The sequence below is a fragment of the Nocardia beijingensis NBRC 16342 genome (assembly GCF_001612785.1).
GTDB lineage: Bacteria > Actinomycetota > Actinomycetes > Mycobacteriales > Mycobacteriaceae > Nocardia > Nocardia beijingensis.
Genome location: NZ_BDBC01000083.1, coordinates 1 through 25094 on the forward strand (window position 1 = coordinate 1; position 25094 = coordinate 25094).

21 protein-coding genes and 3 pseudogenes are annotated in these 25094 nt (G+C 66.0%); 5 read left to right on the forward strand and 19 right to left on the reverse strand.

Features of this window, described 5'->3' with window-relative positions:
* From NB3_RS34670 to NB3_RS33075, 6 genes and pseudogenes are all read right to left on the reverse strand, one after another.
* Positions 1 to 204: pseudogene (locus NB3_RS34670) on the reverse strand (AAA family ATPase); the annotation flags it as partial.
* A gap of 803 nt (positions 205 to 1007) precedes the next feature.
* Positions 1008 to 2861: an AfsR/SARP family transcriptional regulator gene (locus tag NB3_RS33055; RefSeq protein ID WP_067811236.1), complete on the reverse strand. Its 1854-nt coding sequence runs from the start codon at positions 2859 to 2861 to the stop codon at positions 1008 to 1010.
* The gene (locus NB3_RS33060) at positions 2858 to 3586 is read right to left on the reverse strand and encodes a DUF8176 domain-containing protein (protein ID WP_157112151.1); all 729 of its coding nucleotides are present in this window, start codon (positions 3584 to 3586) and stop codon (positions 2858 to 2860) included. Before NB3_RS33060 ends, NB3_RS33055 begins: the two co-directional genes overlap by 4 nt.
* Positions 3587 to 3712: 126 nt before the next feature.
* On the reverse strand, positions 3713 to 4852 hold the full coding sequence (locus tag NB3_RS33065) for a lipase family protein (protein ID WP_067811240.1): 1140 nt from the start codon (positions 4850 to 4852) through the stop codon (positions 3713 to 3715).
* The gene (locus NB3_RS33070; RefSeq protein WP_067811243.1) at positions 4849 to 6087 is read right to left on the reverse strand and encodes a cutinase family protein; all 1239 of its coding nucleotides are present in this window, start codon (positions 6085 to 6087) and stop codon (positions 4849 to 4851) included. Before NB3_RS33070 ends, NB3_RS33065 begins: the two co-directional genes overlap by 4 nt.
* Complete coding sequence (locus tag NB3_RS33075; RefSeq protein ID WP_157112152.1) at positions 6084 to 6878, reverse strand: hypothetical protein; 795 nt, start codon at positions 6876 to 6878, stop codon at positions 6084 to 6086. Before NB3_RS33075 ends, NB3_RS33070 begins: the two co-directional genes overlap by 4 nt.
* A 723-nt stretch (positions 6879 to 7601) precedes the next feature.
* Between NB3_RS33075 and NB3_RS33080 the strand changes: the two genes are divergently transcribed.
* A complete protein-coding gene (locus NB3_RS33080) occupies positions 7602 to 8453 on the forward strand; it encodes a helix-turn-helix domain-containing protein (RefSeq protein ID WP_084823878.1) in 852 nt (283 codons plus the stop codon).
* Between the two features lie 181 nt (positions 8454 to 8634).
* The gene (locus tag NB3_RS33085; protein ID WP_084823879.1) at positions 8635 to 9414 is read left to right on the forward strand and encodes a helix-turn-helix domain-containing protein; all 780 of its coding nucleotides are present in this window, start codon (positions 8635 to 8637) and stop codon (positions 9412 to 9414) included.
* Between the two features lie 337 nt (positions 9415 to 9751).
* On the opposite strand, the gene hisS is transcribed toward NB3_RS33085, so the two are convergent.
* The 9 genes and pseudogenes from hisS to NB3_RS34675 all read right to left on the reverse strand — a co-directional run bounded on the left by hisS (position 9752) and on the right by NB3_RS34675 (position 16963).
* Positions 9752 to 11056 (reverse strand): histidine--tRNA ligase, encoded by a 1305-nt coding sequence (gene hisS / locus NB3_RS33090; RefSeq protein ID WP_067811255.1) that lies wholly within the window; start codon positions 11054 to 11056, stop codon positions 9752 to 9754.
* A 217-nt stretch (positions 11057 to 11273) separates the two neighbouring features.
* The gene (locus tag NB3_RS33095; protein ID WP_067811258.1) at positions 11274 to 12155 is read right to left on the reverse strand and encodes a phytanoyl-CoA dioxygenase family protein; all 882 of its coding nucleotides are present in this window, start codon (positions 12153 to 12155) and stop codon (positions 11274 to 11276) included.
* On the reverse strand, positions 12152 to 12862 hold the full coding sequence (locus NB3_RS33100; RefSeq protein WP_067811261.1) for a 2OG-Fe(II) oxygenase: 711 nt from the start codon (positions 12860 to 12862) through the stop codon (positions 12152 to 12154). The genes NB3_RS33095 and NB3_RS33100 overlap by 4 nt, the downstream gene beginning before the upstream one ends.
* Before the next feature lie 17 nt (positions 12863 to 12879).
* On the reverse strand, positions 12880 to 13893 hold the full coding sequence (locus tag NB3_RS33105; RefSeq protein ID WP_067811263.1) for a Gfo/Idh/MocA family protein: 1014 nt from the start codon (positions 13891 to 13893) through the stop codon (positions 12880 to 12882).
* Positions 13890 to 15284 carry a B12-binding domain-containing radical SAM protein gene (locus NB3_RS33110; RefSeq protein WP_067811266.1) on the reverse strand — a complete coding sequence of 465 codons (1395 nt, stop codon included), beginning with the start codon at positions 15282 to 15284 and terminating at the stop codon, positions 13890 to 13892. Before NB3_RS33110 ends, NB3_RS33105 begins: the two co-directional genes overlap by 4 nt.
* Positions 15284 to 15865 carry an SPASM domain-containing protein gene (locus NB3_RS36640; protein WP_307696463.1) on the reverse strand — a complete coding sequence of 194 codons (582 nt, stop codon included), beginning with the start codon at positions 15863 to 15865 and terminating at the stop codon, positions 15284 to 15286. Before NB3_RS36640 ends, NB3_RS33110 begins: the two co-directional genes overlap by 1 nt.
* Positions 15866 to 15907: 42 nt before the next feature.
* Positions 15908 to 16114 (reverse strand): annotated as a pseudogene (locus tag NB3_RS36645) (radical SAM protein); the annotation flags it as partial.
* A 26-nt stretch (positions 16115 to 16140) separates the two neighbouring features.
* A pseudogene (locus NB3_RS36890) lies at positions 16141 to 16446 on the reverse strand (radical SAM protein); the annotation flags it as partial.
* A complete protein-coding gene (locus NB3_RS34675) occupies positions 16436 to 16963 on the reverse strand; it encodes a PqqD family protein (RefSeq protein WP_157112153.1) in 528 nt (175 codons plus the stop codon). The pseudogene NB3_RS36890 and the gene NB3_RS34675, both read right to left, overlap by 11 nt.
* A 163-nt stretch (positions 16964 to 17126) precedes the next feature.
* Here NB3_RS34675 and NB3_RS33125 point away from each other — a divergent pair, with 163 nt between their 5' ends.
* Genes NB3_RS33125 through NB3_RS33135 form a run of 3 tightly spaced genes read left to right on the forward strand, consistent with a single transcriptional unit; the run spans position 17127 to position 20074 of the window.
* On the forward strand, positions 17127 to 18542 hold the full coding sequence (locus tag NB3_RS33125) for a helix-turn-helix domain-containing protein (protein ID WP_067811274.1): 1416 nt from the start codon (positions 17127 to 17129) through the stop codon (positions 18540 to 18542).
* Between the two features lie 43 nt (positions 18543 to 18585).
* Positions 18586 to 19605, forward strand: coding sequence for an asparaginase (locus NB3_RS33130; protein ID WP_280473619.1), 1020 nt, complete (start codon positions 18586 to 18588; stop codon positions 19603 to 19605).
* Positions 19598 to 20074, forward strand: a complete 477-nt coding sequence (locus tag NB3_RS33135; RefSeq protein ID WP_067811277.1) for a PPC domain-containing DNA-binding protein — start codon at positions 19598 to 19600, stop codon at positions 20072 to 20074. The genes NB3_RS33130 and NB3_RS33135 overlap by 8 nt, the downstream gene beginning before the upstream one ends.
* Before the next feature lie 404 nt (positions 20075 to 20478).
* Here the strand turns inward: NB3_RS33135 and NB3_RS33140 are convergent, their stop codons facing one another.
* The 4 genes from NB3_RS33140 to NB3_RS33155 form a co-directional block, all read right to left on the reverse strand.
* Entirely contained in the window at positions 20479 to 21777 is a 1299-nt protein-coding gene (locus tag NB3_RS33140) for a cytochrome P450 family protein (protein WP_067811279.1), read from the reverse strand.
* Between the two features lie 159 nt (positions 21778 to 21936).
* On the reverse strand, positions 21937 to 23553 hold the full coding sequence (locus tag NB3_RS33145; RefSeq protein ID WP_084823881.1) for an FAD-dependent monooxygenase: 1617 nt from the start codon (positions 23551 to 23553) through the stop codon (positions 21937 to 21939).
* Positions 23553 to 24200: a hypothetical protein gene (locus NB3_RS33150; protein ID WP_067811284.1), complete on the reverse strand. Its 648-nt coding sequence runs from the start codon at positions 24198 to 24200 to the stop codon at positions 23553 to 23555. Before NB3_RS33150 ends, NB3_RS33145 begins: the two co-directional genes overlap by 1 nt.
* 60 nt (positions 24201 to 24260) lie before the next feature.
* Positions 24261 to 24470, reverse strand: coding sequence for a hypothetical protein (locus NB3_RS33155; protein WP_067811285.1), 210 nt, complete (start codon positions 24468 to 24470; stop codon positions 24261 to 24263).
* Positions 24471 to 25094 lie beyond the last annotated feature (624 nt).

Consider the following 25094-nt stretch of genomic DNA (forward strand, 5'->3'; position numbering starts at 1 on the left):
GGCGCGGTAGCGGCGCGGTGAGGCGGCGGTGCGGTCGGCGTGACCGGCGGCGGTCAGCGCCTCGAGCGCGTTGCCGACCGCACCGGAAGAACGCGCCAGGGTTTTCGCGACCTCCCGGGGGGAATGCTCGCGGCCCGGATCGCCAGCCAGCACACCGGCGACCATGCGCCGCAATTCACCATTACCCAAACGAGGTGCAGTCATTTCGTCTCCAGAAAGTCGAACCGAATCACGTACCGCCACGCGGATGGTGGCATACGTGTGGCGAGGCCACCAATCGGATTTCCGTGGATTCCCCGACGAATTCCGGGGCACGTCTCGACGCTAGCTCGGCTCACAACGAGTCCACAACCCGAAAAAGCGGCAATTTCCGAAATTTATTCGCGAGCCCCCATTTTCGACAAAGCAAGAATGAAATGAAACGCGCGCAGCCCTCCTCGGCCGAGACCGCGCACCGCCCATAAAAGCAACAAAAGAAAAGAAGATAGATGACACAGAAGGCGGAGAAGATAAGGCGGGATGGAGACAGGCAGCAAGGGTGAGCGTGGCGCGGACCGGTCGGGAGGAACCGCCGACGAGTGGCGGCGAAGCATGTCTATATAGCTTTGTATATAGACAATCCTGGATTGCCCCCACTCGGGTATATGGCCTCTGAACAGTGGTTGTGCCGTGTCGAAGTGGGGCGTCTTGACCGCCCCACGGAACACCCCACGGAAAACCCCACAGAGCGCCCCACCAATTGACCACATCAAGATCGCGAGCAGCAGCCGCACCGGGAATTAATCCACGATGCCGCGAGAACGGCATTCGAGAATTCGTGAATGAAATGCGTATCCGCGCCCGCAATGAATAATTTCCCGAGCAGCGCGCATCGCTGGATTGAATTATACAAGGGATTACATTCGGCACCGACCGTCATTCGGTAACACTTCGCTGCCACACGGGAGGGGTGGCGCGGATTTCTTATCCACGCAGCAGCAGGAGAGGATTCGTTTGATGGCCGTCTTCTATTCGGCGGTTTTACGGAGGTCTTCGAGGAGCCGGTGTGTTTCGCGGCTCGGGGTTTCGCCGATTTCGGCGAGTCTGCGGGTGAGTAGTGAGTAGGTGGAGGCGAGGGCGTCGTATTCGCCGAGTCGGGCGTGCAGGCGCAGGATGTGGTGCCAGAGGGTTTCGTTGTAGGGGTCGTTGTCGACCGCTGTCTCGAGCAGGCCCAGGGTGGCGCGGGGGTCGAGGTCGGGGTTGCGGGCCAGCCAGCTCAGCGCGTGGCGGGTGTCGCGGCGTGCGGCTTCGCGCAGGGGTTCTACCCAGGCGGCGTCGGTGAGGTCGGTGGCCAGGGTGGTGGTCGCCAGCTGCGCGATGGTTCGGCAGGCGGCGGCCTGGTCCTGATCGCCGCTGGCGCGGCGGCGTGAGGCGACGGCCGCAGTGAACTGCCGATAGTCGACGGTGATCCCGTCTTCGGACAAGCGGCAATGCGTTCGGTCGTCGCTCAGCAAGGTGGTGACCTGGTCGTCGGTGGCGGCGGCGACGGTGGTGCGCAGGCGGCTCAACGTGTTGGTCAGCGCGTGCCCGGAGCGTTCCGGGGCACGTTCGTCCCAGAGCAGCTCGATCAGCGCTGCCCTGGTAATGCCCTCGGGGTGCAGGGCGAGCACGGTGAGAAGCGCGCGGCTGCGTGGCTGCAACCGGGAGGTGATATCCACGGCCTCCTCACGCCCTGGTGCTCGCCACAGCAGCCGGGTCGGCCCGAAGACCTTGATCGCCAGTCGGGGCTCGGACCGCTTCGGGGCCGGGCTCGCCGGTGGCGGGCTCGATGGCGCGAAGCGATGTGGCGCGGCAGGAGGGTCGGTGGCTCGGTCCTGGCCGGGTGGGCTGGTCTGCTGGGCGGCGTGGCCGGGTGTGGTGGGGCGAGGCGGCGGCACACGTACGGGAGCAGGGGCGGGCGGGGTGCGGACCGTCGCTGCCTCCGTTCTCGGGTTCGGTGACGGTCGCGGGCCTACGGCGGTGGTGGCCGGGTCGAGTCGGTAGACGGTCGGTGGTGGGGCCTGGCGGCGGGCGGGGGCCATGTGGGGGCGGGTCGGTGGGTGAGTACGCCGATGCGGTGCGTTCGCGACCGGGTGCGGTGGGCGCAGTTGTTCGCGCACGGCGGTGGCGATGGTGCGCGCGGCAGGCAGCAGGCGAGGACCGCGACGCGGTTGCCGGGTCCCGTGCAGCAGCGCCTCGGCCGACACCGGCGCGGCGGGCAAGGATCCCAGGATCGGCAGGGCGAGGGCAGCGGCGAACTCGCTGCGAGGTTTCTCGATGAGCACGATCCCACGGCGGCGGCAGCCCGCGGTGAGGCGCAGGATGCGGTGGGCCGCGCGTTCGGGCTCGGTGTAGTCGGGGCGTACGACGACCAGGCAGGCGTCGGCGGCCTCCAGGACCGGGGCCAGACCCGAGTCCGGTTCGGGGACACCGCAATCGGCGAACACCGTCGCCCCCAGCCCCCGCCAGCCCGGGTGCGCGCCGGTCAGCAGCGCGGTGGTCAGTGCCGTTCGAGCGAGGTCGCGGCCCGGTGGTGCGGCCAGCATCGGCACAGCGTTGGGCAGGAATTGCAGGTGCTCGAGCACCCGGTCCTTCTCGAACTCTGCGTCCGGTTCGAGGATGCGGGCCAAACTCGCCAACCCCAGATACGGGTCGGCCCCGACCATGTCGGCCAACTGCCCACCCGCGGGATCGGCCTCCACCACCAGCGCGGCCTCGCGACCGGGCCAAGAGCAAGCCAGAGCCACCGCCGTGGTCGTGGTGCCGACACGCGGGCCGAGGCCCGCAACGGCGATCAGTAACGGCGCCTGCGAGCCGGGAGACTGTGGGGTGGCCGTAGTCATCCCTGCCTCTGGATGTTGCTGATCAACAGGCCGCTCTCGCCGGGGCGGGTGTTGATGAGCTGGAGGTAGTCCATCCGTTGCCGGTCCGGGCGCAGCTCGACCACATGCACGTTCGCGGTCGACTCCGAGATCGGGGTCACCGCCACGCAATGGGTTGTGCCCGCCGGGATCGAGGCGATCCCGGCGGCGAGTCCATCTGCGGCGATGCCGGACTCCGGTGCCAGCAGCCGCATCGCGGTCTCGGCGTTGCGGTCGATGTAGTAGGCGGCCTCGAACGCCGCGATCACCCCCGCCACGGTCGCGGTGGTGTCTGCGGGGCGGTCGGTGACCACGGTGCCCGACAATCCCGTGCACGCCCCCTCGGCCGACGACGTGACGCTCGGCGGGACCGCCGTGGCACGCAGCGGATCACCGGCGTCGTGTGTGTCGTCAGCCCACACGGCCACCACACCGATCATCACCGCCACAGTGGCCGCCAGCGCCGCCCACACCCGCCAAGACACCTGATGCCCGGCATCACCCCGCCCCCATGGCCCTACGGCCGTGTCGGGCGGGTCAGGAGGCTGCGGCAACGCCACCAGCCAGCGGCCCTCCCGCGCCGCAGGATTCGCCTCGACCCCGGTCTCGGAATCGAGATCGGGGTCGGGCACGAGGTGCAGGGACGGTCCCATTAGCGGCTGTTCGATCCAGGCCCACGGGTCGTCGTCGCCCGGCGTCTTGCGCAACTGCATTCACCTCGCCAGATCAGGAGTAGGTCTCGGACTGTGTGCTGTGGGTACGTCACCGGGGGCCTGCCCGCACCCTGGGTGGGGGTGGGTGCGGGGTGCGGGCAGAGTTTCCCCTGGAGGGGGTCAGGGGCGGGTGGCGTGCTCGCTGTGCTCGCCCTCGCCGATCGGCCGGCCCGGCTTGGGAGGCGGCCGGCGGGTGATGTTCTCGCCGAGTCTGGCGAGGACATCGGGGGTGGCGGCGTCGGCGGTGGCGCGGTGATCGGCGCCGTAGTCGCGCCAGCTGACCTCGGTGCCGCGTTGCCGGTAAGCGATGAGGGTGCGCCGCCCAGCGGACACGGGCACGATCTCATCGTCGCTGCCGTGGTACAGGTGCAGCGGCATCGCGGGCATGGTGTGGGCGAGGGTCTCCAACGCCAGCACCCGCCGCCACCAGTGATCGTTCCACGGGTCCGGGCGTCGGCACCAGTGCGCCACCGGTTGCGGAAACCGTTTCAGCAGTGCGGCATCGGTGAGATGTTGTGCCTCGGCCACCGCTTGCGTCCCGGCCTCGGTCAGGATGTGGCGCAGCGGGAGCTGGTCGTAAGCGCGTGAGATCCCGATCAGCGCCGCGAGCCCGAGGCCCGCGCCCATGCCCCGGCTGAACGCCGGAGCCAGCGCCGCGAGGTCGGAAGCGACGGCTCCGGCGGCGATCCCACGCAAGTCCACCTCGGGCGCGTACCACGGCTGCAGTTCCCCGGCGGCGGCGACCACCCGCCCACCGTCGGCGTATCCCCAGGCCACCACCGGCGCAACCGGGACATCGAGATTCGCGCCCCGATAGACCGCCCGCGCCAGATCGAGCACGGCCCTGCCCCCGGCGCGGGCGGCGAGGAAGGTGTGCGGTCCGGCTCCGGTGAGGCCGAGTCCTTCACCGTCGGGTATCGCCACCACCCACCCCCGCCGCAAGGCCGCTTCGATCCCGGTCGTGTCGGGTTCGGCACCGATCGCCAGCAGCTGCGAGGGTGCACACACCCCGCCCAGACCACGAAACTCCATGCAATACACCAGGATCGCGGTAGCACCGGGCTCGGCGACCGCCTCAGGAGTCAGCACGATCCCGGAGGCGGGAACGAGTTCGGAGCGAGAATTGGTGGAGATGTAGATGACCTGCCACGCTCCCGCCGCCGAGGTCAGTTGCGGAACGAACACCGGCCGGGTGCGCACCAGATCCCCAGCGCGGCTGCCGGTCACGGTGGGGGTGTCGTAGAAATCGCTGTTGTTCACGGGTGCCTCCCGGCCAGATCGTGGGCGAGTGCGGTCAGCCACGCGACGCCGCTGACGAGCTGTCCGGCAGCGGCGTATCCGGTGTGGCGGCCATGGATGTCGGCATAGCGCAGCCACACGCCCGGGTTCGTCAGATCGGCGTTGTCGGCCACCAGCTGCCCCCACGCACCCGAGAGCTGCCCGGCCAGTTTCGGCAACTGCCCAACCGGGTCGGAGGCCACGACCCCGGTGATCTGTCCCCACCGGGCCGTCGCGGCAGCCGTCTGGTCCGGATCGGGTCGGGGGGTACGGGGGTCGGAGGCGTCGGTGAGCCGGTCGGCCAGGCTCGCCGCGGGGACGTAATCGACGACGCCGGGGCCGATGTGGAAGTCGTTGTTCACCACGGTGGTCCAGGCGTCACCGAGCAACCCCGACAGTAGCGCCTGGATCGAGCCCAGCGCGGCCACCGGATCACGCAGATCCCCCTGGGCAGCGACCTGCGCGGCCACCCGCAACAGGGCGGCGCGATCGGGTGCCGAGCAACTCAAGTCACCCTCCACGCAGATATCGGCCACCCGCCCGGTCAACGCCCCGTACTCGACACCCGAACTGGTGGCGATCCCGCCACCGGAGGCCGGGGCGGTGGTGATCGCCACCCCCGACACCGCCACCCCCGTGGTGCCGGGGGCCGGGTCGGGGGTGAGCTGACCGGGGCGGCCGGGGATCACCGGCGATCCCGGGGCGCGATCGGGATCGGAGTACAGCGCGATACCCGCCACCCGCTCGGCCGGGACGGGTCCCTCGCCCGCGCCGACAGCGCGGGCAAATTCCGACACCACCTGCGCACCTTGGGAATACCCGACCACAGCCAGAGCGGTGGCGGGGCAATCGGCGGCGATCCGGGCGGCAGTGGCCGTGAGCGCGGCCAAGCCCTCGCCCATCGAGGCCGCGTAGGAGTCGGGGCTGGTGCCTGTGCCCACCACGCCACCGAACCCAGCCGGATAAGCGATGTACGTGCGCTGCACGAGGTCTGGCACAGCGGCCACCACCGGGCCGAGCAAGAATCCGAGCATCCCGGTATCGGCGGACGGGGATGCTGCCGGGGACGACTCGCCGGTGCCCTGCACTCCGAGGACCCACAACACGGGGCAACCCGGGCCTGCGGCGGGTGGTTGCGCCGCCCCGGAGCCGGGCGTGCACAGCGCACTGGTGCAGGCCGCCAGCACGGTGGCGGTGAGGAGACGCAGACCGGTCACGGCTGGCCCACCCCCACTCCGGCGCCGAACCCTGCGCCCACCGTGCCACCGGCCAACGCGCCGACCACAGCGGCGGGAACCCCGGCCACGATCGCGCCCGCGACAGCGCCCGCCGCCGCGCCCAGCGCGGTACCGGCCACACCGGAGGTGATCGTGCCGATGACCGGCACGATCACCACGGTGCCCAGTGCGGCCCCGGCGATACCGCCGATCGTGCCACCGGCCAGCCCGCCCGCGACCGCGCCCGCTGCCGCCGCCGGGGCACCCGCCAGCGCCCCTCCGATCGCACCACCGGCGCCCGCCCCGGCGATCGTGGCACCGGCCACCCGATCAGAGCGACCCGCCGGGATCCCGATCGAGTCCAGGAACGTCGCGGCCTGCGCCTCGGCATTCGCGGCGGTGGTGTTGATGCCGTCGCGGATCTCCGGGGGCAATCCTTCCGGAGAGGGCGTCTCCCACTGGCCGATCCGGATCGTGTTCGGCGGGGGCTCGATCGGCGCGACCGGTGTCACCGGTTCGGGTGAGTGCAGCTCGATCACCTGGATCGGCGGGGCGGGCGCGGGTGAGGGTGCCGGGCGCGGGGCCGGGCCGTTGCGGATCTCGGGCGGCTGCACCGCATACACAGGGGGTTCGGGCGGTGGTAGGTCCGGTGGTGGGGGCGGGGCGGGTGCGGTGGTTCCGGGCTGGGCCGGGGCGGTGACCCCGGGCTGGTCGGCGATCGGATCCAGCATCACAGCACTGGTTTGCGGCGCGGCCAGCATCATCACCACCGGCACAGCGCCGAGGGCCAACACACGGCCACCCCACAGCAGCCGACCTCCGTATGCGAGAGATGTATTCCCGTTTTCGGGCACGACAAATAACCCTTTCGATCGAATGAGAAAGGAGAGGAAAGGATCAGAAAATGCGCGTGATACCGCGCGAGAAACGACGGATTCCCCGGCCGCCGACCGCAGCCGGGGGACCCGTCGCCGTATTCCTCATGTCAGAGGAACGGCATGGCTGATCAGACGAACGACAGGACCAGGCCCAATGCCTGCGAGGCGACCGACAGGACATTCGAGACCAGCGATGCGCCCGCGTCGAGCAGCGCCAGGATGGTGTAGGGGTCCACAGTTATTCCTTTACCGGAGGAGGTGCAGTTGCCCCACCATCACAGCCCCGAAAACCACTGCCGCGCTACCCCTTCGAGAGGTAAAGAATGTGCTACCACTACCATTACCCCTCCGGCCACACGTCGCGGGCTGCGTCGATGCGAGAAAGGGGTAACGCGAGTGTCAGTAGAGAAACTTGAGAAACGTCCCGAACGCGCGTGTCATCCCGGCGCGCGAGCACAGCAATACGTCGCGCCCGCCACGCGGACACCTATGGCTATTTATCGGCTAGCTCACGGAGAATATTGTTTGCCGGGGATGATCTTTCTCTGGTAGGAACGAATCGAGTCGGGGAAGTGAACCCTTCAACGTACCCCACGTGGAAGGAAGTACGGAAGACCGTAGTAGGAGGGGCTTTACGTGACCCGGACAACGAAACCGGCCCACCATCCGCGACGACGCCGCCAGCAGGACCGCGCCAGTTCGTCTCGGTCGGAGATACCCGACCTCGGCTGCTGGGCGCGCCGGATCCGCGAGCGCCGCAAACTCCCGCGCCCGCGCGCGGCTGACCGCCTTCACATCAGCGAGGAGATGCTCAAAAAGATCGAACACAACAAGGCGACGCCCTCACCAGCGGTCCTGAGCCACCTCGTCACCGCCTACGACCTCGATCGCGGGCAGGAACGCTACACCCGCGACCTCGCCCGACCCCCGGTCGCTCTGCCGCCGATCGCGGTATTACGTACCCGCATCGATACTCCCGAGCACCGGGCAACACTGACCTACCTCGACCGCCGCGAGATCGCCGGCGCCTACATCGATCCGCTGTGGAATGTGGTCCTCGCCAATGAACGGTTCACCGCGGGCCTGCCCGACATTGACCAGTTCCGCGGCAACGTCGCCTTGTGGTTCTTTCACCCCGGCTCCGCCACGCCCACCGCCGAACCCATCGTCGTGCACTGGGACAGCGCCGCCGCCTACCTAGTCGCGACCCTGCGCGGCGCCCTCGGACGCCACCGCGAAACCCCGCACGCCCTCACTCTCTTCCACGACCTGCGCGCTGCGGCCACTTTCCGTGAGGCGTGGGATACCAGCGACGCGGTCGCCTACGGCCACCGCCCCGAGGAACCAATCCACCTGCGCGACCTCATCACCAGCGAGTTGTACTCCGCACGTATCCACCTCGGCTACGCCTCGAGTTCCCACGACGTCCGATTCTGCGTGTGCTACTGCGAGCCCTACCCCCGGACCAGGTCTGACCGACAGGGTTAGCCGACACGGACAATACCGATGAACCGCAGCTCACTGCGCCAACCCCGAATCCCCGCACCACCGAACAGGAGTACCGAATGACAGGCAATCCCTCCACCCGCCACCACAACACCGAATCGGCACCTCGTCGTTCGCGCGCCGGGCAGATCGCGCACTCGCTACCTCCGCAGAGACGGGCAAGATGAAAATGCGGAACGCCCCGGCACTCGACGGGATGCCCGACTTCCACGACTCGCTGGAATGGCTGCGTCACCGCCATCACCTCTCCCGCGAATCCACCGCCCAACAAGCCGGTTTCAGCAGCTCCTACCTCCACCGGCTCATCCGGAATCGGACCTACCCCGGCCCTCGTGTCTTCACCAAACTGGCCGACGCCTTCGACCTCGACTCCTCCCAGCGACGACACCTGCACGACCTGTGGCAACCCTCCCTCGAACTGCCACCCGCCGAGGAACTACGCCAGCGCCTCACCGGCCTGGGCATCCAAACCCACCTCGACCACCTCGATACCCGCTACACCCTCGCCGTCTACCTCGACCCCCTCCGAACCGTGCTGCACGGCAACCGGATATTCCACCGCATGGTCCCCGGCCTCGCCGAGGCCGACAACAACTACTTCCAGTGGATGTTCTCCCCCGCCGCCCGCGACCGCATTCACAACTGGGACAACGAAGCCCGCTACACCGTCACCATCCTGCGTGGACCCCTCGGTCGATACCGTGACCTCCCCAGAGCACGAATGTTGTTCCAGAGACTACGCACCACCCCCGAATTCCCCCGCATCTGGGAATCCACCCCTATGCAAGTCACCTACGACCGCCCCCGCCCGACACCGATCCATGTACGCACACCCGGCACCGACAAGCCCCTCCCACTTAACCTCGAGATCAGCGACTACCCCGACTGCCCCCACGTCCTCCTCGCCTACGGCCTCTACGACACATCGGCCATCGCCAGCTAAGGCGACCCCGTGCCACGGTGGGTCTCCACGACGCTCGCCGCCTGCTGCGATCGATTAGATGGTCAGTCGAACAGTCGCCCCAGCAGGGCGCCCTGGCCGGATTGCAATACCTCCTCTACGCGCTCAGGTAAAACTCATCCCGCACGCCATGAGCAGGATGCAGCCGAATTGTCTTGCTATATGGAGTCGTTCAACAAGCTGGTGGCTGCGGTTAGGCCGGACGGTTGCAGCTGCCGACGAAACAGAGCAGCGGCAGCCACTGCCGGCGCGCGAGCCCGAAAGTTCGGCTCGAATGACCTCGGAGTAGGTCCTGCCCCTAATCAGCAACTCGGACCGACTACTGTGGGCGATCGTTTGAGGTACGGGCCGATGTCCCCAGTTCGCGCTCACCGCTACGAACGACCGCGCCGTCCACGAGTTGAAGAATCGCGAACGATCCAAAAGAGGCCGCCTCCAGACGCTTCAGTTGAGCGCCGAGCTTGCCGCTACGCCGGACAACTTCAACGGTGCGGCTATCGTGCCGCAACTCGCGCGCTGCCGAAAGTGCCGCGGCCACAGGGACGTCCGGTTCGACGAGAATCGCGAGGGCGTCGCGGCGACCCTGCTGGCCGAGTAGATTCACAATGCGTTCGAATCCGATGGAGAAGCCGCAGGCGGGTACGTCTTTACCGAGGGATCGGCCGATCAGCTGGTCGTAGCGTCCGCCACCAGCGACCGAGCTGGACGAGTCGGGGTGGGCTATCTCGTAGATCTGGCCAGTGTAGTAGCCCATGCCACGCACCAGAGTGGGATCGAATTGCCAAGCGAGTGAACGTTCTTCTGCGAGGAACTCCAGGCTGGCGGTAGTAGCAGCAAAGTCGTCGAGGAACTGCTGGGGCACGCTTGGCAGCGCGTCGGCCAACACGTCAAGAAGTTTGCCCGTCGGGGTGTCCTGGAGCGCGGCGATCTTGTCCAGTGCTATGGCCACGGCCTCTGCGGGCATCTCTGTCTTGGCGAGTTCGGCGCGGACGCCGTCCCAGCCGATCTTGTCGAGCTTATCCAAGGCGATGAAGAACTTGTCCCAGCAGGCTTCGGGCAGGCGGGAGTCTGCGGCGACAGCGGTGAGGAACCGGCGGTCGGACAGCCGCACGGTCACGTTGTGGAGGCCAACGGCGGCCAGGGCGCTGGTGGTGGCTTCTATCAACTCGGCTTCGGCCAGCACACCGGGTTCGCCGATCATGTCGATGTCGCATTGGTAGAACTGACGGTAGCGACCCTTCTGGGGCCGTTCCGCGCGCCAGACGGGGCCGACCTGCAGGGCGCGGAACGGGGTGGGCAGCTGAGCGTGATTGTTGCCGTAGAACCGGGTCAGCGGCACGGTGAGGTCGAACCGCAGCCCGAGGTCGACCAGATCGGCGACGATGCTGCGAGCTTCGACTTCGGGCGGCAGGCCGCGACGCAGGACCTGGTAGATCAGCTTCTCGTTCTCGCCGCCCTGGCCACCCTGCAAGCGGGTGATGTCCTCCAGGGCGGGCGTCTCGATGCGCTGATAGCCGTAGCTGCGGTAAACCCCTGTGATGGTCGACAGCACATGGTCCCGCATGGCGACCTCTGCGGGGAGCAGATCGCGCATTCCGCGGGCAGGACTGTTGTCGACTTTCACAGGGCATCCTTCGCTGCGTTTAGGGAGTGGCCCGGCTCACCTGAGTGGGACCGGTGGCAGGTACATGAACATGCAGGTACATGAACATGTTAGTCAGGCTGGAATCATGTCCGGTCGGCGACGTGTTCGGCGGCGGCATCGTGCTCAGGCACGTTGTTGGCCTGTGACTGCGAGGTTGGCGCGGGGAATCACGTGCGGAACGGTCCGCCAGCCGTGACTAGAGGGTCTCGTAGGCATGGAGGCTTTGTTGTGCCTGGGCGAAGTCGGCGCGGGCTTGGTCAGTATCCGACCAGTCGTCGCCGTAGATCAGCTCCAGTTGATCGGGGATCGCGCCGTAGACGTCGCCGGGGCGGCTGCGCGCCCCGAAATCCCCCAGTAGCCGGCGGCGGCGTGGCGTTTGGCGATCGAGGATATCGATGTCGGGAGTGATCCAGTAGTCGACGGGTCGACAGAATAGTTGGCCGTAGCGCAGGACCACGCTGATGCGGGTGGTGTCGCTGGTGTTGGCTGCGACACCATGACCGAGTGAGAGCGGGAACAACACCACGTCACCGGCATGCGCAAGGATCTGTCTGGTCAAAGCAACCTGTTCGAACGCGATCTTGCCCGGAAAGTTGGCGTGATGGGAGCCAGGAACGATGGTGAAGTTCCCAGCGTCCGGTCTGGTGAGGTCGGTAAGGAAGAACTGGGCTTTGATCTGTACCTCCTTGAGGTTCGGGGCGGCGTGGATGAGCGACGGGCCTTGGTCGGTATGGAAGGCCACGAGAGGATCGGGCGCGGGGTATCGGAAGAAGATTTCCGAGCCGAGCACCTGTACGTACGGGCCGATGAGTCCGAGGATCCGCCCGAACATCCCGGGATGATCGAGCAGCAGATCTAGTTCCGGGCACCAGCGCAGCGCATTCGCGATGCTCAGGTCGCGATTGTTGCCAGCGTCGAAGACATCGGCAAAATCGATGGCAGCGTCACGGCTGTGCAGGTCGAGCAGCGCAGCCCGAAGCGTTTGTACTTCGCCAGGCGCGAGCGCGCCGCGGATGTGCAGATAGCCCTGTTCGGCCCATTGCCTGCGTTCGTCGTCGGTCATGAGCTGTTGGGTCATCGCTCGATGCCTCCGTACAGCGTGGTGATCGAGAAGCGGGATCCATGTTGGACCGGCTGAACAGCATGCGCTCGTGTGGGTGCTAGCGGGAGAAGTAACGCGGAGTTGAAGCGCGGGGCCAACTGCCGTGTTTCGGGTCGCAGGGTCCATTTCTTCAAGGGAAAGAACCAGTCCGGATCGTCGTATTCGACGACCTCTTCGACCAGACCGACGACGGTTTCCCCGCCGTCACCTGAAGTCCAGTCCGCCGTGAAATTGCACACGACCGAGAGCCGGTACTCGGGTGCTGGACAATCATCGTGCGGGTCGACGTAGTCACCGACATCCATACGGTAGGGCGTCGTGGGCCGCAGCACCTCGAGAGGTTGCCCGAGCCATCGGCTCAGCTGGTCCAGCCACCACGGGCTAACGAACATGTCGAGGGCATCGAGCGCAGTCATATCGGGCGCGGCGGCCGTTGCGATGGGACTGTCCGGCATGTCGCCCAGACGCATTGCACGGCTTACACGTTTCGTGTCGCCGATTTCGTCGCGCTCGTAGTGGATTCCACGAGCCAGATGGTCGGCAAGGGAGCTGGCGTAGTCGGGATCGAGCACGCCATCTACACGGATCGCGACAAGTTCATCGGCGATGACCACCGTGTCCTCGATGAAGCAGCGGCCTGCAGCGACCGGACGCGTCTCCAGTTCGAATTGCAGTATTCGCATTGTCTTTTCTCCTCCGTTCAGCAGGCGCCGTTGAGCCGACCGAGGGCCTTCCCTCGTGGCCGGATCCAACGGGAGGTGGATCGCTCCGCGTGGTCATAGGCGGCGGTCAAGAGCACGCTGATCTGCTCGACGTCACTCAGCCGCGAACCCATCGGCGGCTCACCTACTGCGATCCGGTGCAGGTCAGTGACCGGGCGCAGCATGGGCTCGGGCGCGATCTCGGTGGGTTCTGGCGCGTCGAAAGTGCAGCCGCTCTCGTTCAGGAGGGCGGCACCTTGGTCCGCTTCGAGGGCGATCTGCCAGTCTCCGCAGCCAGGCCCCTCCTCCGCGTCGGCGAGCACCAGGCGCACCTCGACGGCCCCAGCACGGAAACAGAGGTCCGCTTCGACGTCCGCGCCGCGTTCGTTACGGCCAAAGACCGCCGTGATCGTGTTGGGGGTGGGGGCCGGAACGTCGGCTGGCAGGAACATGGCAATGACATCCAGTGCGTGGCTACCGTTGTCGATCAGTACACCGTGCCGTGGGCCGGCGGATGCCCTGTAGGTGGGTGCATTGTGGGCATACCTCGTTGCGTACGGTCCCGTCCAGCGAGCCTCGATTCGGCACAGTGACCCGATTGCCCCCTGTGCGACCAGCTCGGCGCTCTTGCGGATGTGCGGCTGATAGCGTCGGTTGAACGGGGCTACCCAGTACGGTCGTTCGCCGGACAGACGCCGCAGCCGGGAAAGTTCGCTGGAGGTCGCGGCGACAGGCTTCTCGACCAGGCATGGCAGTGTGGCGGGAAGCCCCTCGAGTACATCGAACACCGCTCGCGGCGGCACCGCCACCACGACGGCATCGAGCACGCCAGCGTGCACCATCGAATCGACATCGTGATACGCGGTGCTGCCGAAGTCCTCGGCTGTTGCGGCCGCCGAACTGTGGCGAGCGGCGGCTACGCCAGCGAGGTTCATGGTTGGGTCGGTCACGATGTCGAGGGCATGCGAGCGCGCCGCGAGTCCGGCGCCGACGAGTCCGATTTGGAGGCTCATGCCGGTCTCCCGACGAACGGAAGGTGTTTCTGCACCTGCTCAGCCGCGTGGTCCCATTGGCTGCGGATCGGTTCCAGGCGTCGCAGATTGGCGGTATCGCGGAAGTCGGGAGAGCAGAACTCGTCGTAGCAGCGGCTGACCCAGTCGCGGATGTCCGTGGTGGACAGGGCTTCGTTATGGCAGACGGGCATGTCGAGCCAACTGGTTGTTTCGTACCAGTACTTGTCGGGAATCGTGATGCCGTACCGTCCGGGATTTGCGTACACGTCCGTGCCGGGGCGGGGCTCCATGACGTTGAACGTGGCGACCGTGGGATTCACGAGCCGGATGAAATCCATGGTCGCCGCCAGGGTTTCGGGGGTGTCCCCTGGCGCACCGACAATGAATGACGCATGCAGCTCCAGCCCCGCCGCCATGATCCGCGCAGCCGTCTTGTACAGCCGCGCGGGCGAGGTGCCCTTTTTCACCAGCCGCAGCGTCTGGTCCTGAACGGACTCGAATCCGACGAACACCCGATATGCGCCCGCCTCGATCATCGCGTCGAGCACTTGCGGGCGCGCGTCCTGTGCCCGCATGTTGCTGGTCCACGGGATCGTCAGGCCACGCCGTCTGATCTCCTCGCAGATCGCAACTGCTCGGCGCGGATCGCCGGAGAAGGTGTCGTCACCGAAGAAGATCGAGGAGAACCCCATCTCGGCGACGGTTTCAATCTCGTCCGCGACGTGCGTCGGGCTGTTCCAGCGGGCCGCGCGGCCAGCGATCGTCGTCGAGCAGAAGGTGCAGCGACTTGGGCATCCTCGCGCGGTCATGACGACGGTCTCGTAGTCGTAGTCGAGGTAGTTGCGCATGTCGAAGATGCTGCGATCGGGTCGTCCGTATCGGTCGAGATCCATCTCCGGAGGCGCGGGCGCCGTCATCCGGACGCCGGGTCCGTCGCGGAAGACCAGGCCCGGCACCTTCGCCAGCGCCGAGGTGCCGCCGCCGGAACCAAGAGCGTCGGCGAGGTCGACGATGCTGTCCTCGGCGTCGAACAGCAGCACGAAGTCGACGCAGTCGTGGCGGGTGAGGCATTCGGTGCCGATAAACGAGACATGCGGGCCACCGAACACAATCGGTGTCGTCGGCCGCCAGCTACGGACAGCTCGCGCGATCTCGAGCGCGTGGTAGTAACTCTGGGCGACGGAGGTGACGCCGACCAGGTCCGGGTGGATGTCGTCGAGCCTTGCAATCAGCGCATCGACGTTGTTGCCCTCGAAAGGCAGGTCCACGTGCATCACCTCATGTCCAGCCCGGTGCAGCGAGCGCGCCATGTAGGCGTAGCCGAGAGGCGGATGCAGTAGCAACGTATGTGGGTCGTGCGTGTAGTGCGGATTGACGAACAGAATCTTCATCACTCGGCTCCCACACGTAGCCGAGGCAGGCCCACGAAAACCCCTGGAGCGTTTTGCGGGGCGGTCGCAGGGATGGTCTGCTGCGCGGTGTCGAGTCCGTGAGGGCCGGAATCGACGAATCGCTGTGCACCGCAACGCTCGTCGTACTTGCCGTTGTAGTGGAACGCCTTGCAGCCGCCCATGCACGGCCCGAGCGCCGAGCAGGAGCCGCACGGTCCGGCCGGCGGTTCCCGACGATCGGAGTAACGGTCGACCAGCCTTCGCCAGATGTCGGCGAACGGCTCGTCGCGAACGTTCCCGATGGCTTCTTCGATGAAGTTGCAGCCGGACACGTTGCCCACCGGGTCGATCGACACCATGCTGGTCCCCACATTGCACAGATTCGATCCGATGAACAACTCGCGGGCCGCCTGGTCGGTCAGCCGGTCGTCGATCAGCGTCAGCATGAAAGGGTCGTGGGTGTAGATGTCCAGCACGCCTTGGTGATCGAGGATCAACTGATACAACCGCTTACACACTTGCTGGTAACGGGGCCATAGGGTGCGATCGAAGATGCTGTGCAGGTTGTACCGGTTCTGCATGAAACTGATCGCGTCGACTCCGATGTCTAGGGCGAAGTCGACGATGCGGTCGACATCCTCATAGTTGTGGGAGTCGATGGTGGTCGAAAAACCCACCGTTGCCATGCCTTCCTGCTTGAGCATCCGGAGAGCCCGGACGGCGACGTCGAACGCCCCGGCCTTGCCGCGGACCCGATCGTGCACGGCGGGGTCAGTGCTGTCGATCGACACCATCGCGCGACTGATCCCCGCTCGGATGAGCTTCTCCGCGTCCTCGGGCTGCGGACGTAGAAGCCGTTGAGCATCAGGGTCTGATAGAAATCCAGGTCCCGGAAGACCGCTGCCGCCTCGTGAAAATCCCGACGGATCATGTTCTCGCCGTGCGAGTACACCAGGCTTGCCGCGCCCTCGCTGTGCAGTTGCTGTGCTAACTGCTCGATCTCAGCGAGCGTGAACTCATCCCGGTTGCGCCGGTACAGGGCGTAGCAGTGACTGCATTTCAGGTTGCACCGATAGGTCAGACCCAGCTGAACCAGGATCGGCAGCGGATGCTCGGGAAGCTGGAAGTCGTCAGGCCGGACGAGCACGGCCTCATGCTGCATCGTCGCCCCGCTTCAGCAGCCCGGCATCGGTGAAGTCGTCGATGAAGGCGGTGACGTCGGCGGCGATCTCTTCGGGCGACGCGTCGAATTCGAGGGTTAGCGCTTCGACGATTTCGCCGAATCCCTGAGGGCCTTCCGCCGCCAGCAGACCGACGACGGCCGACGCGGATTCGTTCAGCTCGTACATCACGCCCTTGGCTCTGTCGAACAGCATTGTCAGGCCAGCGCTTGTCTTTCGCGCCACGGCGTGGGTGTGAAGAGAGATCTTGGTGCTTTCGAGTTTTGCGGACATGGCGGCCTCGCCTTCGAGCAGGAACGGCTTGTCTTTTCTGGGTCGGTGCCCGCCTTCGACTCGGGCGGGCACCGACAGTCCGACCGGATCAGCAATGAGTCCGGACGTTGCGGGCGCGCCACTGCGGACGACGCCAGGGTCGCTTGACCTTGGCCATGGAGATCCTCCTTCCCCACTGTTCAACTCGTTGTGACCGTTCGCCACAACGACTTTCAGGATCGCCACTTCCCCTGTCCGACGTTGGCCGAATCGGGGCTGTCAGTGCGGACAAACATGCTTGTCCGCATGGCACCGGCCCCACGGCTCCGATCTCCGTAGACACCTCGGAGGCCCTTGAACGAGACAAACGAGTAGCGGACACGCCGTCGCGATTGCGACAATCGACGTCGTGGGGCGGGCGCCGGATTATCTACCAGGACTTTCGACGAGCGGCGGGTTCGGAGCCGAGCTGCGACGACGACGGGAAGCGGGAGGCTATTCTCTCGCCAACCTGGGCCGACTCGTGCATGTCAGCGGCGACCTGATCGGCAAGATCGAGAAGGGGCAGCGGACGGCGAGCCATGACCTGATCCGGCGGCTGGATGACATCCTCGGCGCGGCGGGCGCTCTGGTTGAGTCAGTGCACTGCTTGCAGCCTCGGGCAGAAGATGTCGCGCTCACCACCAAACACGCTGCTGCAACGATTCCATGGGCTCGAAAGACGCGACGTCCGTTAGGCCAGATCGCCATCGAAACCCCAGCTGGCCAACGCTTCACTGGTACATCCATCCCAGCCCTCGTTCTGCCTGCCGACAGTAAAGAGGAGCGCATTCTTCTTGACGGCGGATCGCAGCGGGTTCGCGATCATGCCCGCATTCGGAGCGGGCTCGTGGTCGCCGCCGTGGAAACCAACGGGTCTTCGCGGTACTTCGGGCTCTCCGCCAGGGCCAGTCGACAACGGGAACTGGTGCTGCCGAGGGCATACGAGCTCGACGAGATAACGTTGGGAATGCTGTGGGCCGTCAGCAACCTCGACGAAGGCCTGCTCGATAGCGATGCCGAACTCGACGCGGCAGTTGCTGTACGTCATCTCTATGACGGCGCCACGGCTTCGGCGATCAGCCGGGACGACACCCTTTCCCTGGTAGCTCAAATGTGGCTCGGTTCCGACTTCTGCGCCCGCCACATTCTCCGCCATGCCGACCGGCTCAGCCAGACGCCGCTGTACTGGACGTCAGAACGAACCGGAGAGGAGGCGAGTTCCTGGCTGCTGTTCGCCCACAAACTCGAATATCTCCAAGAGACAGCCGCGCGCCATGCACCTGCCACTCCACCGATTCGCGCCTTTCACGTCTCGCCGGATCCATCCGGATCAATGCTGCCGGAACGGATTCTGCTGCTCCTTGCCGCAGCGTTGATGGAATCGTTCCGCATTCGCGTCGTGGTGTGCCCGGACCCGCTATTCGATGACACGCCCGGATTTGTCTTGGACCCTGGCGCGACAGCCATACTCGCCAACTGGGTGCGGAGCGACGACGTCTGGTTGGTGGATATCATCGACAAACGAACGACCGTCCGTCAGTTCGCCGACGTCATTGGGCACGCCACGGCTCACTCGGCGATCGACGCGCCGGAACCCCTCCAGCGCCTGCACCGCCTCGCCCAGTACCTCGATATCGACTGGAACTGGGTCACCCGCAGATGCCGTGGGCTGGCCGGAACAGGCATAGCCCGCCTGGTCCGGCCGAGGAGTCGCCTACTGTCCCTGGCTGGACTCGAACGGGCCTGTGCCTTCCTGGGCATGGCGGCGGCAGCGGGCGGATAGTCTGGCTGGCGTGTCGAACCCTGAAAGCCTCAGCCGAGTCGTCGTGTTCGGACTCGGTGGAACGATCGCCATGACACCGACCGGCTCGGGGGGAGTCGCTCCCAGCCTCACAGCTGAACAGCTCGTCGCCGCCGTGCCGGGCCTGAATGATGCTGGGGTGAAACTAGATGTAGTGCAATTCCGGCAGGTCCCTGGGGCCTCGCTGAGCTTCGCCGACATCGCCGCGCTCCACGAGGCCGTCGCCGCAGAACTACCGCACGCCGCGGGCGTTGTCGTGACCCAGGGAACCGACACCATCGAGGAGACCAGCTACCTGCTCGACCTCCTGCACAATCGGCCTGAGCCCGTGGTCGTGACCGGCGCGATGCGCAACCCGAGCATGGCTGGAGCTGACGGTCCGGCCAACCTCCTCGCCGCAGTCCAGGTAGCCGCGTCCCCACAGGCGCGGAAACTGGGCTGTGTGGTCGTCTTCGCCGACGAAATCCACGCCGCACGCCGCGTCCGCAAAACCCACACCACCCGCTGCGCCGCATTCGAATCTCCGGACGGTGGGCCGCTCGGCTGGGTTTCAGAAGGCCACGTGCACTTGGCTAACCACCTATCCTTCCGAACCTGTCTGCCCGCACCGCCGACCGACGATGTCCGCATAGCCCTGGTGCCCACCGCGCTCGGCGACGACGGCACCGTCCTGGACGCTGTCGCCGACCATGTCGATGGGATCGTCGTGGCCGCCGTGGGAGCCGGACATGTACCTGCCCCCCTTGCTCCGCGCCTCGGCGCGATCGCCGAACGCAAACCGGTAATTCTCGCGTCCCGCACGTGCGGCGGAACGGTGCTGGCGGAGACCTACGGATTCTCAGGCTCCGAACGCGACCTGCTCGCTCGCGGCCTGATTTCCGCTGGGTTCCTCGATCCGGTCAAGGCCCGCCTGCTGCTGCACACCCTGATCTGCAACCAAGCCGACCGCGACACCATCGCGTCGGCCTTCGCCGTAGCCAGCGGCCACGCCGATCCGGCCTTGTGGCCTTGGTCCGTACAAATGGCGGGTGCGGACAATGCGTAGCACCGAGGTCACGATCGGCAGAACGTTTTTGGTCGTGTTCGACCACGGCGACGACTTCTTCCCTGCGCTGCAGGACTTCTGCCGCTCCAACAGCGTCAAGCAGGGATTTATCCCGTCCTTCATCGCCGGATTCTCCGCAGTCTCCATCGTCGGCACCTGTGAAAAACTCGAAAATCCCGCAGCGCCGGTCTGGTCCAAGGTCCAGCTCGCCAATGTCGAGGCATACGGCGGCGGAACCCTCGCCTACGATCCGGACCACGACATCATCCGACCGCACATCCACGTTGCAGTCGGCCTCAAGGAGTACAGCGCCGCTGGCCACACCAGCCATCTCCTCGACGCCTCCGTCCAGTTCCTGACCGAAATGATGCTTATAGAAGTGACCTCTCCCGACCTGAGACGTATCCCACGCCCGGACCTATTCGACGTTCCGCTTCTCCGGTTCGATCGGCGGGCAGACCACGAGTGAAGCCTCCGTTGTCCCAGCCGCCCAGACAACGCGGCTGGCTTCAGCACCGACGAGTGTGACCTTCAGAGGATCCATTGTTTCTGGCCCCCTGCCAGCCTCTGACTCACGGCCGCAAAGATCCTTGAGGACCAGTTCAGGGCGCCGCGCTCATCGACGGCATAGCTGGTTCAGCAGCCCGCCCAGTCCGAGCAGCTCGATGTCCCGCTCTGCCTGGGCCAGCAGCTGCTGGGCCGGTTCCTTCTGACCCACCGCATCCACCACGGATCCGGGTCTCTCCGACTGTCAAGTGATCCTTCCCGCCGAACCATCAGGCTGGGCCAGTCGAACCGAAATCAGATTCACAGAAGATCACACCCGTGTAATCACCAGACTCTCCGGGCAAGGGTTCGCTTCGCTACACGGGGTCATGGGTGGCCGGCGTGCGGCCATGAGCGGCTGCCGAGCGGAGGGGTTTTGGGGAATGTGACCGGCAATTGGTGGAGTGCTCGGTGGAAGGGTCCGGGTCGCCAGCGCAGCGCGTTGGCCGGTGTGGCGAGTTGGATGTCGGGGAGGGTGTCGAGCAGTTGGTTGATGGCGTGTTCGGCGATGAGGTACACGACGTGTTCGGCGGGGCAAACATGCGGCCCGGCGCCCCAGGCGAGATGTGAGCGATTGCCAATGCGGTCGTTTCCGGTGATGGCGGGGTCGCGGTTGCAAGCGGCGAGGCTGACGAGGACGGGCTGGTGGGCGGGTATCCAGGTGTCATCGACCATGATCGGCTGACGTGGGTAGCTGGGGCAGAAGTTCGCCATCGGCGGGTCGGTGAACAGCAGTTCATCGAGCGCGTCGCGGGTCGAGAGGGCTCCGCTGAGCAGGCCGCCGCCGAACCGGTCATCGCGAAGCATCAGCAGCAGAGTGTTGGTGATGAGGTTGCGGGTGGGTTCGATGCCCGCGCCGTAGAAGCTCATCAACTGGGCCAGCAGTTCGATGTCGGTGAGGTTGGCCGGATGGTGCGCCAGGCGTGAGGTGATGTCATCACCCGGCTGGGCGTGTTTGAGCCGGATCAGTTCCAGCAGAGCTGTTTTCAGCGCATTCATGCCCAGCGCCGCCTCGGAGCCGGAATCAAAGCGGGCAGCCATACCGGAGGCGATCTGGCTCCCGAGTTGCGGTGGGCAGCCGATGATCTGGTTGAGGGCATGGAAGACGAGCGGGAAGGCGTAGTCAGCGGCCAAGTCCGCGTTGCCGTGGCCGCTGAAGGTGTTGATCAGTGGGATGGCAATGGCTTCGACGGTGACGTGCAGGCCATGCAGATCGATCCCGGCGATGGCGGCGGAGGATGCCGTGCGGTAGCGCTCGTGGGCGGTCCCGTCGTGAAATCGTGCGGCGGGCTGCCAGCCGAGCATCCCTCGAATCGGTGAGTCGGGTGGGATGGTCTGTTCCCAGGTGCGTGGGTCAGCGGGGAAATGGGCGGGATCTTGCAGGATGTTCACCCCGGTGCGATACCCCAGGACCAATGTCGCGGGTATGCCAGGGGCGAGTTCGATCGGCGCCAGCGCGCCGAAGCGGTCACGCATCTGCTGGTAGACGCTGTGCGGATCGGCGGCGAATTCTTCGGTGTGCAGCGGTACCCGAGGGTCGTTTCCGGGGTCGGCGGGCGATCCGTACCGCAGAGGGCAGCTTCCGCCGGATGCCGGGGGCGGGGGCGGGGGCGGGGGAATGGTCATTCGAGGTGACTCCAGATGAGGATGCGGAGGTGGCGGGCAGCACGGAGCCATGTGGCGAGACCCGAAGACGGTCACGCCGGGGGCCGAGGACCCAGGAAGCGAAGACGTGTGGACAGCAAAGGAAAGGAACAGCCACGCCGGGGCGCCGCGTGGCTGAAGTCAGGTGAGGTCGGCGCCGAGTGTGGTGAGTAGTGTGTGCTGCTGCGGTAGTTCGCACAGGTGGTCGATGTGGCCGTCGGGGCGCAGCAGGCACAGGGCGTCGGTGTCGTAGGCACCGTAGAGGTTGTGGGCAGCGTCGCTGTCGGCGATGACAGCGCCATTTGGTGCGAGCCCGCGCAGATCGGGGGCGGTGATCACCGATACCCGCACTCGCGCACCGAACCGCTGCCCGACGTAATCGTGCAACGCCCGCAGCGCGGGTGTCGACTGGGCGTGGCGCTGGAATGCCAGCACGGTGTGCCCGGGATGACGCAGCACGTCGTGCACTCTGCACCGTGGGGTGAGAGCGGTGTCGGGGGCGCGGTCGCCGACGGCGAGCCCACCTCGCGAGGTGATCGCCGGCGTATTGGGGTCGGGGGCGCGGTAGGTGGTCGCGATGCCCGAGATTCCCAGTACTGCTTGGTGAATGAACCCCGGATCCCGCAGGATCGCGAGGCGCTCGGCCAACGGTGTGCCGTGCGCCATGAGCAGGTCGTGGAGCTGTTTGGTGCGTGCGATCACCTGGTGGGCCACCGGGACCCGTTCACGCTCATAGTCCTCGAGGATCGCTGGAGGGGCTTCCCCCCGGGCGACGAGCGCAAGCCGCCATCCGAGGTTGACCGCGTCCTGCATGCCCAGATTCATCCCTTGCCCACCCGCCGGTGAGTGGATGTGCGCGGCGTCACCCGCGAGGAAGATGTTGCCGCGCCGGAACCGGTTGCTGACGCGGTTGCGGATATAGAAGTTCGCCGTGCCCTCGAGGTCGCCGAGGGTGAGCGCACCGTGGAAGTAGTCATCGAGCGCCGACTGGAAACCCGCCCGCGAAATGCCGGCGCCCGACACCGGGTTCATGTCGCTGACCAGCACCCGATGGGTCCGGCCCGGCAGCGGGATCAGCAGCGCCATACGGTGTTCGTGGATGTGGTAATCCAGATCCTCCCCCGGCAGCGCAAGCCCGCTGGACGTCGCTGTCAACACCGCGTCGGTCATTCTCATCTCGCCGGCGTGGTACTCGCCGCCGACGAAGGCCAGACCGAGGTGGCGTCGGACGGTGCTGTTGAGCCCGTCGCAGCCGATGACCCACTGCGGATGCAGCGTCTCGTCGCGACCGGTCGTGGTGTCGACCACCCGCATGGTGACAGCACCCCCGGCGTCGGTGGTGAGCGAACGCAGTTCGGTGTTCCATTCGATCTCGCCGCCCAGGGAGGCGAGATGCTCCCGCAAGATCTGTTCGATGACGCTCTGCGGGATGGTGAGCACGTAAGGATAGCGGCTATCCAAACCCGTGAAGTCCAGCCGCGCGGCCTCGGCCACCGCGCCCGCATCGTCGTAGAAGTGATAGTTCATCGCCCTGACGCGGCGGCCCTGCGTCACGAACGGTTCATCGATCCCGGCTTGGGCTACGTGTTCGAGTGTGCGGGTGTGCACGACGCAGGCGCGTGAGGTCTCCGCGTGGGCGTTGGCTCTGTCGAAGACTCGGCACGCCACTCCACGCCGAAACAATTCGATAGCGTGCATCAGCCCGACCGGGCCCGCGCCGACGACAGCGATCCGGCTGCGGAAAACAGATTCAGACATCAGCGGACCTCGCTGATCCAGTCACGGATTGCGAGAGAGGGGACCGTAGGCCCAGATCGGGCGGATCGTGCGACCTCGATCTCGGTCGGGCGCGGTGTCACCGACATGGGCGGAAACTTGTCCGTCGCTTGCTCAGGCAGCCTTATGAGCCCGCACTGCACCCGATCGACCAACGCATCGAATGACTCGCTACACGCCGACAATTCGACAGTGTCATGCTCATGGCATTCGGGATCGTGCTGCCGCAGCACGTACAACAAGTACTTCCACACCAGCCACGAGACCCACTGGCCGTATGACGACGGCGCGACCGCGGCATCAGCCTGCACCGCGATATCTCTCGTGTGACCGGCGGCTTCCCGGTCGATGAACCAGGTGTACATGTTCAGCTGTTCGTTGAGCGTGCCGCCGTTCGCCTTCGCTGCCACCCCATGTTCGAAGGTGTGCCGCCAGATACCGACGATCTCCCGCGCACTACGCAGCATGACCGTGGTCGGCTCCTCAACTCCGGCGCACATCCGCAGGAAGTGCCCAGCTTCCGGGAGCGGCTGGTCCGGTCGGGCTTCCACCGGCGGCAGTGTGATGGCGACCGGCCGGTCGGGGGTCAATCCGTAGTAGACGGCGTACTGCGGGCGATTTTCGGGCACAGCAAACTCCCTTCGACATAAGTGAGCATTAAAAGGTCTGAAATACAGCGGCTTCGGCGATCAATCCCATAGCCCGGCACACGGCAACGGCGGCATGTCAGCGCGCACGTCGTCATCGACGGTCACCACCAGCACCCCGCCCGCGAACACACCCGCCAACTCAGCCGCGACCTGCCTGGCTTGTTCGGCAGACGCCTGGTAATCCAAGATCAGAGCACCGAACTCGATATGAATGTGCCGGATAATCCGCGGCGAGCGAACAGGCCACATTCTGGATCACCCTCCGGGCGTTGAACGCCGACCGAATTCAATTTCGGCGACCAGATAGCCGTACGCCCGATACAGCTCCCGCAACTGCTCGGCTTTAGGGCAGTCCGGCTCCCGCTGAGCAGCTTTGGCGTTCATCGTTTCCCACAGATCCCAGATCAGCGGGGATGGGTCGTGGACGGCACGAGGCGGCCAGCGGCGGTGAGAGACTCGAGCGCGGCGGCTTTTCTGGGACACCACTTCGCGCGGCAGGCAATATGAAACTGCGTCACGCGGTGGGCTTCGGCAACTGTGAACGGCGTCGGCGGTGGCTGATGAGGTTCTTGCCGTGTCAGGACGACTGCGTGGTGCATGGCCAGGGTGTGCATCGGTACGGACCTCCGTTGCGCCAGAACTTGAGTGGCACCCGGCACCGGGGCGTTGCGCCACAGGAATCCGCGCCGTTGCGGCGGCCCGTGCGCTGCCTCCCGTGCGTGCGAGGCGGCAGCGGCGGCCCGATGCCGGGTAGGTCCGACCGTAGGGCCGCAGATAGCCACTTAGAAGCCAGATCCGGGTTATGGATCGGTTTATCCGAGAGTCCGTATATGGTGCTAGGACAATAATTTTCGGATAGGACTGACTGAGCGA